The organism is Inquilinus sp. CA228 (genome assembly GCF_052078665.1).
In the GTDB taxonomy this organism is placed as follows: Bacteria; Pseudomonadota; Alphaproteobacteria; order DSM-16000; family Inquilinaceae; genus Inquilinus.
Genome location: NZ_JBQJIK010000058.1, coordinates 37797 through 53808, shown reverse-complemented (window position 1 = coordinate 53808; position 16012 = coordinate 37797). Strand labels below are relative to the sequence as shown.

General features: G+C 70.9%; 12 protein-coding genes. All 12 read left to right on the top strand.

Annotated features, from left to right (window positions below):
- Positions 1-4149: filamentous haemagglutinin family protein (locus ACTOWL_RS25975; protein ID WP_441324187.1), on the top strand; the 4149-nt coding region annotated here is incomplete at its 5' end.
- Between the two features lie 190 nt (positions 4150-4339).
- Positions 4340-5830 (top strand): substrate-binding domain-containing protein, encoded by a 1491-nt coding sequence (locus ACTOWL_RS25970; protein WP_441324186.1) that lies wholly within the window; start codon positions 4340-4342, stop codon positions 5828-5830.
- Between the two features lie 341 nt (positions 5831-6171).
- Positions 6172-7818 (top strand): ShlB/FhaC/HecB family hemolysin secretion/activation protein, encoded by a 1647-nt coding sequence (locus ACTOWL_RS25965; protein ID WP_441324185.1) that lies wholly within the window; start codon positions 6172-6174, stop codon positions 7816-7818.
- A gap of 48 nt (positions 7819-7866) precedes the next feature.
- Positions 7867-9819: a DUF2341 domain-containing protein gene (locus ACTOWL_RS25960; RefSeq protein WP_441324184.1), complete on the top strand. Its 1953-nt coding sequence runs from the start codon at positions 7867-7869 to the stop codon at positions 9817-9819.
- A gap of 9 nt (positions 9820-9828) precedes the next feature.
- Positions 9829-10236 (top strand): ExbD/TolR family protein, encoded by a 408-nt coding sequence (locus ACTOWL_RS25955; protein WP_441324183.1) that lies wholly within the window; start codon positions 9829-9831, stop codon positions 10234-10236.
- Between the two features lie 22 nt (positions 10237-10258).
- Complete coding sequence (locus tag ACTOWL_RS25950) at positions 10259-10993, top strand: energy transducer TonB family protein (protein WP_441324182.1); 735 nt, start codon at positions 10259-10261, stop codon at positions 10991-10993.
- A gap of 8 nt (positions 10994-11001) precedes the next feature.
- Positions 11002-12609 carry a putative porin gene (locus ACTOWL_RS25945; protein WP_441324181.1) on the top strand — a complete coding sequence of 536 codons (1608 nt, stop codon included), beginning with the start codon at positions 11002-11004 and terminating at the stop codon, positions 12607-12609.
- Positions 12610-12620: 11 nt separating this feature from the next.
- Positions 12621-13265 carry a hypothetical protein gene (locus ACTOWL_RS25940; protein ID WP_441324180.1) on the top strand — a complete coding sequence of 215 codons (645 nt, stop codon included), beginning with the start codon at positions 12621-12623 and terminating at the stop codon, positions 13263-13265.
- Entirely contained in the window at positions 13262-14185 is a 924-nt protein-coding gene (locus tag ACTOWL_RS25935) for a peptidylprolyl isomerase (RefSeq protein ID WP_441324179.1), read from the top strand. The genes ACTOWL_RS25940 and ACTOWL_RS25935 overlap by 4 nt, the downstream gene beginning before the upstream one ends.
- Before the next feature lie 26 nt (positions 14186-14211).
- On the top strand, positions 14212-14532 hold the full coding sequence (locus ACTOWL_RS25930) for a hypothetical protein (RefSeq protein ID WP_441324178.1): 321 nt from the start codon (positions 14212-14214) through the stop codon (positions 14530-14532).
- Positions 14532-15272, top strand: coding sequence for an ABC transporter ATP-binding protein (locus ACTOWL_RS25925; protein WP_441324177.1), 741 nt, complete (start codon positions 14532-14534; stop codon positions 15270-15272). The genes ACTOWL_RS25930 and ACTOWL_RS25925 overlap by 1 nt, the downstream gene beginning before the upstream one ends.
- 1 nt (position 15273) lies before the next feature.
- Entirely contained in the window at positions 15274-16008 is a 735-nt protein-coding gene (locus tag ACTOWL_RS25920) for an ABC transporter permease subunit (RefSeq protein ID WP_441324176.1), read from the top strand.
- Positions 16009-16012 lie beyond the last annotated feature (4 nt).

Sequence of the window (16012 nt, the reverse complement as noted above, 5' to 3'; positions counted from 1 at the left end):
CTGAGCTTTCAGGGCCGGGCCGCGCCGGACCTGCCGGGCTTCGACGAGATCGGCGGCCGCCTGCGCCTGTCCGGCGGCACGGTCTCGCTGGGCGGCCGGATCGAGGCCCGCGCCGGCATCCTGGAGGCGGCGGCGACCGGGGACCTGATCATCGCCGGCGGCGCCACGATCGATGCCGCCGGGGTGGAGCGCCGCTTCTTCGACCAGACCGAATACGCGCCGGGCGGCGTGGTCAAGCTGTCCTCGGCCGGCGGCAACGTGGTGCTGGCCAGCGGCGCCGGCATCGCCATCGGCGGCGGCCCGGGCGGCGATGCCGGGCGGCTGATCGTCGACGCCGCGCATGGCCGGTTCGTCGCCGACGGCACGATCGACGCGCATTCGGCGGCGGGCACCCGCCAGGGCCAGGCCGATCTCGACCTCGGCCGGCTGGACGGCAGCTTCGACGCGCTGGCCGGCAAGCTGTCGGCGGCGGGCTTCGCCGAGGCGCAGCGGCTGCGCATCCGCAGCGGCGACGTCGCGCTCAGCGCCGGCCAGACCGTCACCGCCCGCGAATTCGCGCTGGCGGCCGATGGCGGCAATCTCGACATCGGCGGCGCCATCGACGCGTCCGGCGCCATCGGGGGCGACATTCGCCTGGCGGCAGGCGGCACCCTGACCCTGCACGACGGTGCGGTGCTGAACGCCTCCGGCGCCGCGGCCGACGCCGCCGGCAAGGGCGGCTCGGTGCTGCTCGCGGCCGGGGATGGCGGCCGGCTGGACCTGCGGTCCGGATCGGCCATCGCGGTCGGCGCTGGCGGCGACACCGGCACCGTGCATCTGCGTGCGCCGCGCACCGCCGACGGCACCGATGTCGCGATCACCCGGATCGGCAGCGGCATCGCCGGGGCCCGGCAGGTGGCGGTCGAGGCGTACAAGGTCTACGACGTCTCGGTGATCGACGGCGGCCTGATCAAGACCGACGTCGAAGCGTTTGCGGAAAGCACGGCCGGCACGATCAGGAATCGCTTCGGCGCCGGCGTCACGGCCATGGCCGGGGTGGAGCTGCGCAGCGCCGGCGACATGACGCTGGACACGGATCTGGATCTGTACGCGCTGCTGCAGACCGGCGACGGCGAGCGGCTGGCGCCCGGCGTCCTGACGTTGCGCGCCGGCGGCGACCTGGTCTTCAAGGGCAATCTCAGCGACGGCTTCGCCATCGCCAGGGACCAGAACGGCGAGCCGATCCTGGACCCCATCACCGGCAGCCCGAAGACCGCGCCGCATGGCGGCGACAGCTGGTCCTACCGCCTGGTCGCCGGTGCCGACGTGGCGGGCGCCGATCCGCTGGCGCTGCGTGCCGAGGCAGATCTCGAGCGCTACGGCCCGGCCGACCCGCCCGACCCGGCCCGGCCCGACCGCAAAGGCAGCGTCGTGGTCGACACCGCGCTCCCCGACGGCACCACCCGGCCGCTCTATATCCGCACCGGCACCGGCGACATCGACGTCGCCGCGGCCATGGACGTGGTGCTGAGCTCGCGCAAGACCACGAATCTCGACCCCGACACCGGCGGCTTCATCCAGCCGGCCATGATCTACACCGCCGGCCGGCCGATCGAGATCGATCCGGACGAGGATGGTTTCACCCCACCGGCCGGAGCCACCTACCCGACCGGCGGCGGCGACATCACCGTCACCGCCCGCGGCAGCCTGTACGGCGTGCCCACGGCCCAGCTGGTCACCGACTATGTCTGGCGCCAGGGCGACGCCGACGGCACCACCGACCTGCAGACCAGCTGGTGGATCGATGTCGACGGCTTCCAGCAGGGCGTCGGCGCGCTGGGCGGCGGCAACGTCACGCTCAGGGCCGGCGGCGACATCTCCAACCTGTCGGCGGCGATCCCGACCGTCGGCTGGGTCTCCGACACGGGGTCCGGCCAGGTCGTCAACATCCGCAATGGCGGCAGCCTGACGGTCGACGCGCTCGGCGACATCGTCAGCGGCGTCTACTATGTCGGTCGCGGCGACGCGACCATCGAATCCGGCGGCGCGATCAGGGGCGGCGCGTCTGCCTTCAGCCAGGTCACCTTCGACACATACACCCCCCGCACCATCCTGGCGGTGGGCGACGCCCTCTTCCGGCTGCGCAGCCGCGGCGACCTGACCATCGAGACCGCGCTCGACCCGATGCTGCTGCCGGTGTCTGTGCGGCAGAATTGGTCCGGCAACATCGACCAGCATCTCTTTGGCGGCTTCTTCTCCCGCGGTGCCAACGGCGCGGTCAGCCTGGAATCGATCGGCGGCGATGTCCGTTTCGGCAATGACAGCCAGACGGTCGCCGGGTTGGCGGGCAGATCAGGTGCGCCGAACATCGCCAGGGCAATGCTGCTGTACCCGTCGGCCCTGCGCGCGACCGCCTTCGGCGGCGACATCCTGATCGACGGCGGCATGGTCCTGGCCAGCGGTGATCGGGGCACGCTGGAACTGCTGGCGGCGGACGACGTCGTGTTCCGGCCGCGAGGCGACCCGACCGTGCCGCCGAGGTTCGACTTTGTGCTTGTGTCTGTCGCCATGGCGGATGCCCTTCCGCAATTCGAGCCGACGCCGCTGAACCCCCTCGATGTGAATTTTCAGAACTTCCTTGGCCAGGGCGAACAACTGCAGTTCATGAACGCCCATCTGCTGACCGACAGCCGGCTCGACCAGGCCGGCCGGCATGTCGGCGACCGCGATCCGGCGCGGATCTATGCCGTCGCCGGCGACATACGACAGGGAGGGCAGTTCCTCGGATCTGCCTACGACCTGATCGTGCCGAAGAGCCTGCAGCTTCGCGCGGGCACGGATATCGCCGACCTCTCGATCATCGCCACCAACACCGATCCGGGCGACGTCACGCTGGTCCAGGCCGGCCGCGACATCGACCTGGCATTGGCAGCAAACCAAGCCAATGAGCGCGCACAAATCCTGGTCGGCGGTCCGGGACGGCTGGAGGTCAGCGCGGGGCGCAACATCGATCTCGGCTACGGCCAGGGCATCCTGACCGACGGCAACCTGCGCACCTCGGTCCTGCCGGACCAGGGGGCGGACATCGCCGTGATCGCCGGGCTCGGCAGCGACCAGCAGCGCGACCTCACCGCCTTCCTCACCCGCTATCTGGATCCGGCGCTTTACACCGGGCTGGACGTCTATCTGCAGGCAGGGGACGGGTCGTCGATCTACACCGCGCAGATGATCGCCTATGTCGAGGCGTTGACCGGCCGCAGCGGGCTGGATGCCGCCACCGCCTTCGCCCTGTTCCGGGCGCTGCCGCGGCAGCAGCAGGATTCGCTGGTCCAGGACATCCTCTTCGCCGAGCTGCGCGCCTCCGGCCGCGAGGCCAATGATCCGGCCAGCCCGCGCTTCGGCGCCACCGACCGCGGCTATGCCGCCGCCGATGCGATGTTCCCCGGCGACGGCTATGCCGGCGGCATCACCATGCGGGACAGCCAGATCAAGACCCAGCGCGGCGGCGACATCTCGATCCTGGTCCCCGGCGGCGGCATCCAGCTCGGGGCCAACACCGAGGAAACGGGTGTTGACCCGAAGGACGAAAACGACTCCGGCCTGTGGACGGTGCTCGGCGGCGACATCCGGGTGTTCGCCCAGGACGATATCCTGATCCGCTCCTCCCGCGCCCTCACCGCCGGCGGCGGCAACATCCTGTTCTGGTCCTCCTTCGGCGACATCGACGCCGGCGCCGGCTCGCGCAGCGCGGTGAGCACCGCGCCGGCGATCGTGCGCCTCAGCGACACCGGCACGCTGCAGGTCGAACCCGGCGGCGTCGTCAGCGGCAGCGGCATCGGCGCGCTGCAGCCGCCGGGCGATGTCGACCTCTACGCCCCGAACGGCGTGGTCGATGCCGGCGAGGGCGGCATCCGCGTCTCCGGCAACTTCAACGTCTTCGCGCTGCAGGTGCTGAACGCCGACAACATCCAGGTCGGCGGCCAGACGGTGGGCCTGCCGAGCGCACCGGTGAACCCGGCCTCGATCGCCGGCGTCAGCGACGTCGCCGCCCAGGCCACGCGGGCGATCGAGGACTCGGTGCGCGAGCAGGCACAGCGCGGCGCCCAGCCCTCCACCGAGCCGCCGCCGCTGCTGATCACCGGCGCCTTCCTCGGCTACGAGGGGGGGTAGGCGCGCGGGCATCCCGCTCCGTTTTCGTCATCCCAACCCGTTCCCGTCATTCCCGCGAAAGCGGGGATCTCGTCACAGCCCGATCGGACAGAGATTCCCGCTCTCACGAGAATGACGTTCCGAGGAGGAGGGGCGCCGCCACACGCCCCTGAACGACGAAACCAGCCATTGCATCGAGAAGGGGAATTTCATGAAGCGATTTTCGTCACGCCTGTGCCTCGCCGCCCTGGCCGCGGGCGGCCTTCTGTCCGGCACCACTCAGGCGCCTGCCGCGGCCCTCTATAGCGGCGGGTCGAGCGCGGCCTTCGGCCTGTATCTGCGCTGGTTCCAGGAGACCAACGGCGGCCTCACCCTCCTCAACTGCAACCCCAGCGAGGTGCTCACGGGCGGCGGGACCCGGACCTGCGTCGTCTATGCCCCGGTCGGCAGCGGCGCGGGCCTCGCGGCGTTCCTCAACCAGCAGTCGCCGAGCGCATTGCCGAGCGACTGGCCCTACGAGAGTCCGTTCATCCCCTATGACGAGACGTTCACGCCGCATATCGGGGTCGGCTACGGCGCGGGCCGCGAGTTCTTCGACTTCGCCGGCAGCGACTCCGTCCTCACCACCGCCCAGATCTTCGCCTACAATTCCGCAACCGGCCCGCGGTCCGCGCGTGGCCCGGCGATCCAGATCCCGGCTGCAGGAATGCCGGTCGCGATCGCCTTCAACACCACCGGCCTGACCCTTCATCCCAGCCGCATCGTTCCGGCGGGCGGCAGCCCGAGCGCCAAAATGACGATCGGCGGCTCCGGCCGGCTCTACCTGTCGCGCCGGGCCTATTGCGGCATCTTCGCCGGCACCATCACCAACTGGAACGACCCGGTCCTGACCGAGGACAACCTCGGCCAGCCGCTGGTCACCGCGTCCACGCCGATCCGGGTCGTCGTCCGCCAGGAGAGCAGCGGCACCACCTTCCTGCTGAGCCGCCACCTCGAAACGGTGTGCAATGGCGGTGTCGACACCAGCCATCCTGTCGTCCCGGGCCCCCTCGCCAACTATGGCTTCGGCGTCGGCACCGTCGTCAGCTGGCCGACGACCTTCGTCAAGGCGACGGGCGACAATGGCGTGGCGACCGCCGTCGCCTCGACCACCGGCGCCATCGGCTATGTCGGCCCGACCTACACCCAGCAGGCCATCGCGCCCGAGGTCTCGCCGGCGCCGGTGGCGGCCAATCTGCAGACCCGCGACAGCTTCGAACACGGCCAGAGCCCGGCCGTGGTGAAGCCGATCCCGCCGGCTCCGACCCATACCCAGAACGCGGTCGACAGCTTCGTGGTGCCGACAACTCCCAATGTCAGCAACTGGAGCGCGGCGCTCGACACCGCCGCGCTGCACAACCCGCCCAACGACGCCACCAATCCGATTGATCCGGCCAATCCCCAGGCCTATCCGATCGTCGGCTTCACCCTGCTCGACTTCTACACCTGCTACTTCCCGGCATCCGAGACCGCGGCGATCCGGAAGTTCATCACCGACTACACCAATGGCGGCGTCTACGACGTTGCTGCGCGCAATCGCGGCTTCGCCCCGCTGCCCCCCAGCGTCAAGACCGCGGTCAAGACCCTGGCCCTCAACAACACCCTCACCAGCATCCACACCGGCCCGATCCCCGGCACCTGCACCATCAGCTCCGGGAGCTGAGCGCCCCGACCAACCTGGCCAGCCAGCACGCCCGGCGGAGCCGCCTCCGCCGGGCACCCGCCTCACGGCTGTGACAGTTCCGTGACGAATCTCCGCAATCGTTTCGTAATAAATCTGCATACAAATCAATATTTCAGATCCGTGAATGACAACAGACTTGTCCACATGAAACGTTTCCTAGTTTTTCGATCGGTGATTGAACGTGTCTGTATGTATGTGCTACTCAGATTTCTAGACAAATGAACAAAACATTCGCCCTTCTGAATTTTCGGAATGGCGCATGTGTGGCGTTTTTATTGCATTTTGCCCATAGAGGGGCCGTGGCCAGCGGAGGGGGATCGATGCGGCCGAGGTGGGGGTCCAGGCTAGCCGTGGCCGGCTGGGCGACGGGTGCGTCGCTGCTGGCCGCCGTGGCCCAGGCGGCGGCGCCCGAGGCGCCGGCTGCCGCCCCGGCGGTGGCGGGCGAGCCGTCATCCGCGCCGGCCCCTGCCCCCGCCGCAGGCCGCTTCGACATCCTGGAGTACCAGGTCCAGGGCAACACCGTGCTGCCGGTGGTCGAGATCGAGGAGGCGATCTACCCCTTCCTAGGACCGGACAGGACGATCGACGATGTCGAGGGCGCCCGCGCCGCGCTGGAGAAGCGCTACGGCGATGCCGGCTACATCACCGTCGCCGTCAACATCCCGGAGCAGACGGTGCGCGAGGGCGTCGTCCGGCTCGAGGTGGCGGAGGCGCGGGTCGGCCGGCTCAGGGTGCGCAACTCGCGCTACTATTCGCTCGGCCGGATCAAGGGCGCGGCGCCGTCGCTGGCCGAGGGCACGGTGCCGCAGCTGGCCGGGATCCAGCGCGATTCGGAGGTGCTGAACCGGCTGCCGGGCCGCACCGTGACGCCGCAGCTGAAAGCGGGGGCGGAGCCCGGGACGGTCGACGCCGACCTCAATGTCGAGGATGAATCGCCGTTCCAGGCTTCGGTCGAGCTGACCAACCAGTACAGCGCCAACACCAAGCCGCTGCGCCTGTCCGGCTCGGTCGGCTACGACAATCTGTGGCAGCTCGGCCACGCCATCTCGCTGCAATACACCACCGCGCCGGAGGACCCGGAGCAGACCTCGGCGGTGGCCGCGACCTACACCCTGCGCATCCCGGAGTGGCAGGAGAGCCTGGTGCTGTACGGCATCACCTCCTCCTCCAGCGTGGCGACGCTGGGTGGGGTGAACGTGATCGGCGACGGCACCATCGTCGGCGGCCGCGGCGTGCTGCCCCTGCCTGGCCTGCCGGACTTCTACCACACGCTGATGTTCGGCCTGGACTGGAAGGATTTCGGCGAGCGCCAGGTGTTCGGCACCGACGAATCCGAGACGCCGATCACCTACACCACGGCGACGATCGAATACAACGCCACCCGGCCCGATGCGCAGGGCATGACCACGGCCAGCCTGGCCGCCACCTTCGGGCTGCGCGGCCTGGGCGACCCGGACGACAAGTTCGCGCAGAAGCGCACCGGCGCGTCCGGCGACTTCAGCTATTTCCGCGCCGGGCTTGAGCGGCAGCAGATCCTGCCCGCCGCGTTCGAGCTGACCGCCCGGTTCGACGGCCAGCTGGCCGGCCAGCCGCTGATCAGCAACGAGCAGTTCAGCGCCGGCGGCGTCTCCAGCGTGCCCGGCTATCTCGAATCCGAGGAGCTCGGCGACAATGGCTGGATCGCCTCGCTGCGCCTGTCGACGCCCAATCTCGGGACGCTGCTGGACCCCGCGGTGGTCGAGGACTGGCGAATCTACACCTATGGCGACTTCGCCGAGCTGTGGCTGCAGGACGTCAATCCCGGGCAGGACGACGAGTTCCAGCTCGCCAGCCTCGGCTTCGGCTCGCGGGTCAAGCTGCTGAACCACCTCACCGGATCGGTCGACCTCGCCGTGCCGCTGATCGACGCCAGCGACACCAAGGCGGACGACATCCGCATCCTGTTCACCCTCGGCGCCAGCCTCTGACCCCGGACCGACGCGAGCATGACATCCTTCTTCCCGACCCGACCGCGCATGACACTCCGGCTGCTGCTCGGCGCCTTGCTGGCGCTGCTGCTGACGCCCCAGGCCGCCTCGGCCTGGTGGAACAGCGACTGGACGCTGCGCAAGCCGATCACCGTCGATCTCGGCGCGAATGCCGGCGCCGTCCCCGGCATGGCCGGGCGGGCGCAGGTGCTGGTCCGCCTGTCCGCCGGCAACTTCAACTTCCTCGCCGCCAAGGATGACGGCTCCGACCTCCGCGTCATCGCCGAGGACGACAAGACGCCGCTGACCTTCCACATCGAGAAGTTCGACAACCTGTTCGAGATGGGGCTGGTCTGGGTCGACCTGCCGAACGCCACGGCCGACAAGCCGCAGACGATCTGGCTGTACTGGGGCAACGACAAGGCGGTCGGCACCGGCAACGCCAAGGCCGGCTACGACGCATCCCAGGCCCTGGTCTGGCACTTCACCGAGCCCGGGGCCCTGCCGCTCGACTCCACCGGCTACGCCAACAATGCGGCGCAATCGACCGCGCCCAAGGTCGACGCCTCGTTCATCGCCGGCGGCATCGGCTTCGACGGCACCGGCACGGTGATGCTGCCGGCGACGCCCAGCCTGGCCGTGCCGCAGGGCGGTGCCTTCACCTGGTCGGCCTGGATCAAGCCCGGCACGCTGCAGCCCGACGCCGTGATCTACGAGAAGGAGGCGGCGCCCGGCCTGATCCAGTCCGGCGGCCTCGCCATCGGCCTCGACCAGGCCACGCCCTTCGTCAGCGTCGACAGCGGCGCCGGGCCGCAGCGGATCGCCGCCACAGCGCCGGTGGCCGCGGGCACCTGGACCCATCTCGCCGTCACCGTCGCCGCCGGGCAGGTGACGCTGTATGTCGACGGCCGTCCGGCCGGGACCGGGGCCGTCGCCGTGCCGGCGCTGGCCGGCGCCGCGGTGCTGGGCGGCCCCTTCGTCCGCCCGCCCCCGCCCGAGCCGGTCGTGCCGCCGCCGGCCGTGGAAGCGGTGCCGAGTACAACGACGCCTGCCCCCGGCACGCCGCCGGTCGAGGCCGTGGCCCCCGTGGTCGAGCCGGTGCCGGCCGCCCCCCCTGCCCCGGTCTTCGCCCATTACATCGGCGAACTGGACGAGCTGGAGATCGCCACCGTGGCGCGGCCGGGCCCGGCGATCCTGCTGGCCGCCCGCAGCGCCGCGGCCGACAGCCGGCTGCTGGCCTTCGGGGTCGACGAGGAGGCGTCGGGCTTCGACCTCGGCCATTTCAACGCGATCCTCGCCTCGGTCACGGTCGACGGCTGGGCGGTGATCGGGTTCCTGGGCCTGATGCTGGTGCTGAGCTGGGTGGTGATGGTGTCGAAGATCGGTTACGTCAACCGGGTCGACGGCGCCAACAAGCGCTTCCTGGTGCCGTTCCGCCGGCTGGTGGCCGATCTCGCTGCGCTCGACCAGGGCGACCCGGACGACGCCACGGCGCCGGCCCGGCTGGCTGGCGGCACCGAGGCCAGGACCTATCGCAACGCCTCGCTGTACCGCCTGTATCATGTCGGCGCCGAGGAGATCACCCACCGGGCCAAGGCGGCGCGCGGCAAGCCGGGCCGGCTGGTGCTGTCGCCGGAATCGATCGCCGCGATCCGGGCCACGCTGGACGCCACCCTGACGCGCGAGATCCAGCGCGCCAACCGGCTGATGGTGGTGCTGACCATCGCCATCTCCGGCGGGCCGTTCCTGGGGCTGCTCGGCACCGTGGTCGGCGTCATGATCACCTTCGCCGCGATCGCCGAATCCGGCCAGGTCAACATCAACTCGATCGCCCCCGGCATCGCCGGCGCGCTGGTCGCCACCGTCGCCGGCCTCGCCGTCGCGATCCCGGCCCTGTTCGGCTACAACTACCTGGCCAGCCGGATCCGCGACATCACCGCCGACATGCAGGTCTTCGTCGATGAGTTCACGACGAAGATGGCCGAATTCTATGCGCGCTGAGGATCCGTCATGCAGGTGCAGCAAGAGAACAAGCCGTATGACGACATCAACGTCACGCCGATGCTCGACCTCGCCTATGTGCTGCTGCTGATCTTCATCATCATGACCACGGCGGCGGTGCAGGGCATCGAGGTGAACCTGCCGAAGGCGAGCGCGGCCGCGAGCATGTCGCAGCCGCAGATGCGGGCGATCTCGATCGACAACCAGGGGCAGGTCTATCTCGACACCATCCCGGTGACGCTGCCGGAGCTGGAGAGCCGCATCGCCCAGATCAAGGCCACCGTCCCCGACTTCCCGGTGGTGATCAAGGCCGACCAGGCGGTGCAATACGCCCGGGTGATGGATGTGCTGGACCTGCTGCGCCGCGTCGGTGTGCAGCAGGTCGGGCTGGTCTCGCAGCGCCCGGCGGCGAGCTGAGCGGGCGGGGAAGGACAGGGCCATGGAGGAGCGCCCCAACTGGATCCGGCGGATCGCGTGGGCGGGCATGGGCCTGGCCCTGGTCGCCGCCGTGATCGTGCTGGGCGCGGCCGTGCTGCGCGGCAAGCCGGTGCAGGCGCCGCGCCAGCCGCCGCCGATCCAGATGGTCGAGCTGCCGCCGCTGCCGCCCCCTCCCCCGCCGCCGGAGCCCGAGATCAAGCCGCCGGAGCCGGTCGAGACCCCCGAGATCAAGGAGCCCGAGCCGGTGTCGGAACCGAAGGCGGAGGAGCCCAAGCCCGAGGAGGAGGCGAAGCCCGATCCGGGGCCGAAGGACAAGGCGCCGGGCGACGACGCGCTGGACGCCGAGGGCGAGGCCTGTTCGGGCGCCGCCTGCCTGACCGCGCGCAAGGGCGGCACTGGCCTCGGCACCGGCGGGGGTGGCGGCGGTGGCGGCGGCTACGGCCAGTACGCCTTCGTCGAATCGCAGCGCGCGGCGCAGCGCGACGCGGCCCTGCGCCGCGCCGTCAACGGCAGCGACACGGTGCGCGGCCGCCGCGCCTCGGTGGTGCTGGCGATCTCGGTCGGGTCGGACGGCCGCATCGGCCAGGTCCGCCTGGCGCAATCCTGCGGCGACCCGTCGGTCGACAGCGCCGTGGTGGAGGCGGTCCGCAAGCTCGGCTCGTTCCGCCAGGCACCACCCAGCGGCACGCCGGTGACGCTGCGCATCCAGCTCAACATCCAGCAGTCCAGGGCATGAGGGATCTGATGTTCAAGCGTACCGGCCTCGCCGCCGCGATCAGCGTTCTCGCTGTCGGCACGGCCTTCGGCCAGACCCCGACCGAGCAGTCGACGACGCTGGCCCTGATCCGGCTGCTGGTCCAGGAGGGCATCCTGTCGCGCGACAAGGCGCAGGTGCTGCTGACCCAGGCCGAGCAGGAGGCGCGGGCGGCGGAGGCCAACCAGGCGGCCAGCGGCCAGGCGGTGCCGCCCGGCACCCCGCCGGGCACGGTGCGGGTGCCCTATGTGCCGGAGGTGGTGCGGAACCAGATCCGCGACGACGTCAAGAAGGAGGTCCTGGCCCAGGCCAAGACCGAGCGCTGGGGCGACCCCGGCACGCTGCCGGCCTGGCTCGACAAGGTGAAGCTGTACGGCGACGTCCGGGTGCGCGGCCGGGCCGATTATTACGACCCGAACAACGCCGAGTTCCTCGACTTCCAGAAGCTCAACAACGACGGCTACGGCACCTCTCTGGACGACGCGGTCGCCTTCCCGCCGCTGGAGAACACCCGCGAGGACCGCTATCGCGGCCAGATCCGCGCCCGGCTCGGCGTCGAGGCCGATCTCGGCTCCGGCTTCTCCACCAACATCCGCCTGGCCACCGGCAACGACCTCGACCCGGTCTCGACCAACGCCGACATGGGCATGGCGCTGGGCAACGACAACTTCAACCTCGACCGCGCCTATGTCCAGTACGAGGGCGACGCACTGGGCACGGGAGGAGACCTGAAGATCAACGCCGGCCGCTTCGGCAACCCGTTCTATTCGACCGACCTGGTGTGGGACGAGGACGTCAATTTCGACGGCCTCGCCGTCGGCTACCGCCAACCGGTGCTGGACCAGTTGGACGCCTGGGGCGCGGTCGGCCTGTTCCCGCTGAAGGAAATGGCCTTCTCCGCACGCGACCAGGTGCTGTATGGCGGCCAGCTCGGCGTCGACTGGCGGCCGCACGAGAATGCCGCGTTCAAGCTCGGCGTCGCCTATTTCGATTTCCAGAACGCGCTGGGCGACCCGCGGGCGATCGACGCCAACGACCGGTTCCGCAACACCTCGGTGCCGTCCTTCCTGCAGCAGGGCAATAGCCTGTGGGACGTCGGCGACAAGGGCAATCCCGCCACTGACGATGACGACCTCGTCGCCTTCGGCCTGGCGTCGAAGTTCCAGGAGCTGAACGTCACCGCCTCGCTCGACATCTCGGTGTTCGACCCGATCCATGTCGTGCTGACCGGCGACCTGGTCGCCAATCTCGGCTACGACAAGGACAAGGTGTCGGCCCGCGTCGGCGAGCAGGGCTACAAGAGCGGCAACATGGGCTACATGGCCCGCATCCTGGTCGGCCATCCCGAGATCCGGCACGGCAACGACTGGAACGCCAGCTTCACCTACAAATACCTGGAGTCGGACGCGGTGATGGACGCCTTCACCGACAGCGACTTCCACAACGGCGGCACCAACGCCAAGGGCTACATCGTGGCCGGCAATTACGGCGTCGTCGACGATGTCTGGCTCGGGCTGCGCTGGCTCAGCAGCGACGCCATCAGCGGCCCGAAATTCTCGGTCGACACGCTGATGCTCGACATCAACGCCCGCTTCTGACGGAGGGACCAATGCTCGCGACCCGCCATCGGACGATCCCGGCTCTCTGCCTCGCCCTGCTGCTCGCCGGCCCGGCGGTAGCGCAGGAGGAGAGCGATGTCGGCCGGCTGCGCGAGGCGCTGCGCCGGGCCACGGTCGACCTGCGCACGGCCCAGAACCAGGCGACGGCGCTGCAGTCGCAGCTGAGCCAGGCGCAGCAGACCATCGCCACCCGCGACGCCGAGGCCAAGCAGCTGCGCACCCAGATCGGCCAGCTGCAGGGCCGGCTCGACGCCGCCGCCGAGAAGGCGGACGGGCTGCAGGCCGAGCTCGACACCGCCGCCGCGACCCTGGAGTCGACGCGCGGCGAGCTGGACCAGACCCGGCGCAGCCTCGGCCGCACCCAGGGGCAGCTGCGCGACACCGAAGGGCGGCGGGCGACGGCCCAGGCCGGGCTGGAGCAGACCTCCGGCTTCCTCAAGGCCTGCGAGGCCGCCAACGACCAGCTCTACAAGGTCGGCCGCGAGGTGCTGGCCGCCTATGACGGCAAGGATCTCGGCGATGTGCTGACGCAGAACGAACCGTTCACGCAGCTCAAGAGCGTCGAGATGGAAAACATCATCCAGGACCTCCAGGACAAGCTGACCGACGCCCGCTACCGGAAGCCTGCGAAGTGAGGCGCGCGCCGGTCCTCCTGGCGCTGCTCGCGCTCGGCGCCGCGCCGGCAGCGGCGCAGCAGCCGCCGGCCGAACCGGTCGCCCGGATGGGCGCGATCGGCCTGTCGCCGGCCGAGATCGACGCCTTCCTGCGCGGGCTCGACCCCGGGATCCGGGCCCAGGCCGTGGCCAGCCGAGAGGCGCTGGACGGGCTGATCCGGGCCGAGTTGACGCGCCGCGCCGTGGTCGCCGAGGCGGCCAGGGCCGGCTGGGCCGAGCGGCCGGAGGTCGCCGCCCGGATCGACCAGGCGCGGCAGCAGGTGATCGTCGACACCTGGCTGGCCGCCAAAGCCGAGCCGCCGGCCGCCGACCCGCCGGAGGCTGACCTGCGCAAGATCTACGACGACAACACCGCCCGCTTCGTCGCGCCGGCGGAGGTGCGCCTGGCGCAGATCTTCCTGCCGGTGGCGCAAGGCGCGCCGGCGGCCGAGGCCAAGGCGGCGGAGGACCGGATCGGCGAGCTGCGGCGGCGCGCCCGGGCCCGCGGCGCCGATTTCGCCGCCCTGGCACGGCAGTCCTCGCAGCACAAGGACAGCGCCGACAAGGGCGGCGACATGGGCTGGCTGGCGGAGGACGCGCTGATCCCCGAGATCCGCGAGGCGGTGGCCGGGCTGGAGAAGGGCGCCGTCAGCACGCCGATCCGCAGCCAGGCCGGCTGGCACCTGATCCGGCTGGTCGACCGCAAGGAGTCGCGGGTGCAGGGCTTCGACGAGGTCCGGCCGCTGCTGGTCGAGGCCCTGCGCCGGCAACAGGCGGTGGAGCTGCGGCGCCAATACATCGAAGGCCTGGTCGGCGCCGCCCCGCCGGCTATCAACGAGATCGCGGTGACGGAGATCCTGGCCCGCCTGGCGCCGGCGGCCCCCGCCGCCCCGTCCCAGTGACCCGAACGGAACCGATGGAGACGAGCATGACCACGCAGCAGACCGGCGCGGCGAACGGAGCGGCCGAGCGCTTTTCCCCCGACACCCGCTACTTCTCGCTGTTCCACCTGACCGCCAATGCGGCCGAGGCGCAGTTGCTGGTCGGCCGCGCCCGCATCGTCGTCGGATCGGGCCCGTCGCCCTCCGCCGAGCCGATGGCCACGGAGTGGCTGGTCAGTCTGGCGATGAGCCCGGTGACGATGAAGGACCTGGCCCGCAAGTTGGCCGAGACCGTGGCGAGCTATGAGCGGACCTTCGGCCCGATCGCCGACATTCCGGGCGCCGCCACCACCCCGGCGGCCGCCTGATGATCCGCGCCGACCGCCTGCAGCGCCGCTTCGGCCCCGTGGTCGCGGTGGCCGGCGTCTCGCTCGAGGTCGGGCGCGGCGAGGTGGTCGGGCTGCTGGGCCCGAACGGGGCCGGCAAGTCGACGCTGCTGCGCATGCTGGCGGGGTATCTCGAGCCCGATGCCGGCACCGCGTCGCTGGACGGCATCGATGTCCGGCGGCGGCCGATCGCGGCGCGGCGACGGCTCGGCTACCTGCCGGAGGGCGCGCCGCTGTATCCCGAGATGACGCCGGCCGGCCTGCTGAGCTTCGTCGCCGGCGTGCACGGGCTGGTCGGCCGGGCACGGCGCGCGGCGGTGGCCATGGCGGCCGAGCGGGTCGAGCTCGGCGCCATGCTGCACCGGCCGATCGAGACCCTGTCCAAGGGCTATCGGCGGCGCACCGCCCTGGCCGCGGCGCTGCTGCCGGACCCACCGATCCTGATCCTGGACGAGCCGACCGACGGGCTCGACCCCAACCAGAAGCAGCAGATGCACGACGCCATCCGCGAGATGGGCCGGGACAAGGCGATCCTGGTCTCGACCCATGTGCTGGAGGAGGTCGAGGCGATGTGCAGCCGCGCCGTGATCCTGGCCGCCGGCCGGATCCGCGCCGACGACACCCCGGCGGCCCTGGCCGCACGCTCGCCGGACGGCCGGCTGGCGGGGCTGTTCCGGGCCCTGACCCTGCCGGATGTGCAGCACCCGGCGGAGGCGGCCTGAGATGCGCGCCGGCCTCGCCCTGTTCCGGCGCGAGCTGGCGGGCTATTTCGCCACGCCGATCGCCGCCGTCTTCGTCGTCGTGTTCCTGGTCCTGGCAGGGGCGCTGCCGATCTATGCCGGCGACTTCTTCGGCCGCGGCGAGGCCGATCTCGAGCCCTTCTTCGCCTTCCTGCCCTGGCTGTACCTGCTGCTGGCCCCCGCCATCGCCATGCGGTTGTGGGCGGAGGAGATGCGCAGCGGCACGGCCGAGCTGCTGTTCACCCTGCCGATCGGCCCCGGCATGGCCGTGCTGGCCAAGTTCCTGGCCGGCTGGGCGGTGATGGCGCTGGCCCTGGCCCTGACCTTCCCGATGTGGCTGACCGTCGCCTGGCTGGGCGACCCGGACCACCGGGTGATCGCCGCCGGCTATGGCGGCAGCCTGCTGGTCGCCGGCCTGTACCTGGCCGTCGCCTCCGCCGCCAGCGCCTTGACCCGCAACCAGGTGGTGGCCTTCATCCTCGGCGTCGCCCTGTGCCTGATCGTCACCATCCCCGGCGCGCCGGCGCTGGCCGGGCTGCTGGGCGACCGGCTGCCGGCCGGGATCGCCGACGCGCTGGCGGTGTTCGGCGTGCTGCCGCATTTCCGGCCGATCGCGCGCGGCGTGATCGACCTGCGCGACCTGATCTTCTTCGCCACCGTCACCGCCTTCTTCCTGTTCGCGGCGTCGGTGGCGCTCGGCCTGCGGCGGGCGGGGTGACGGC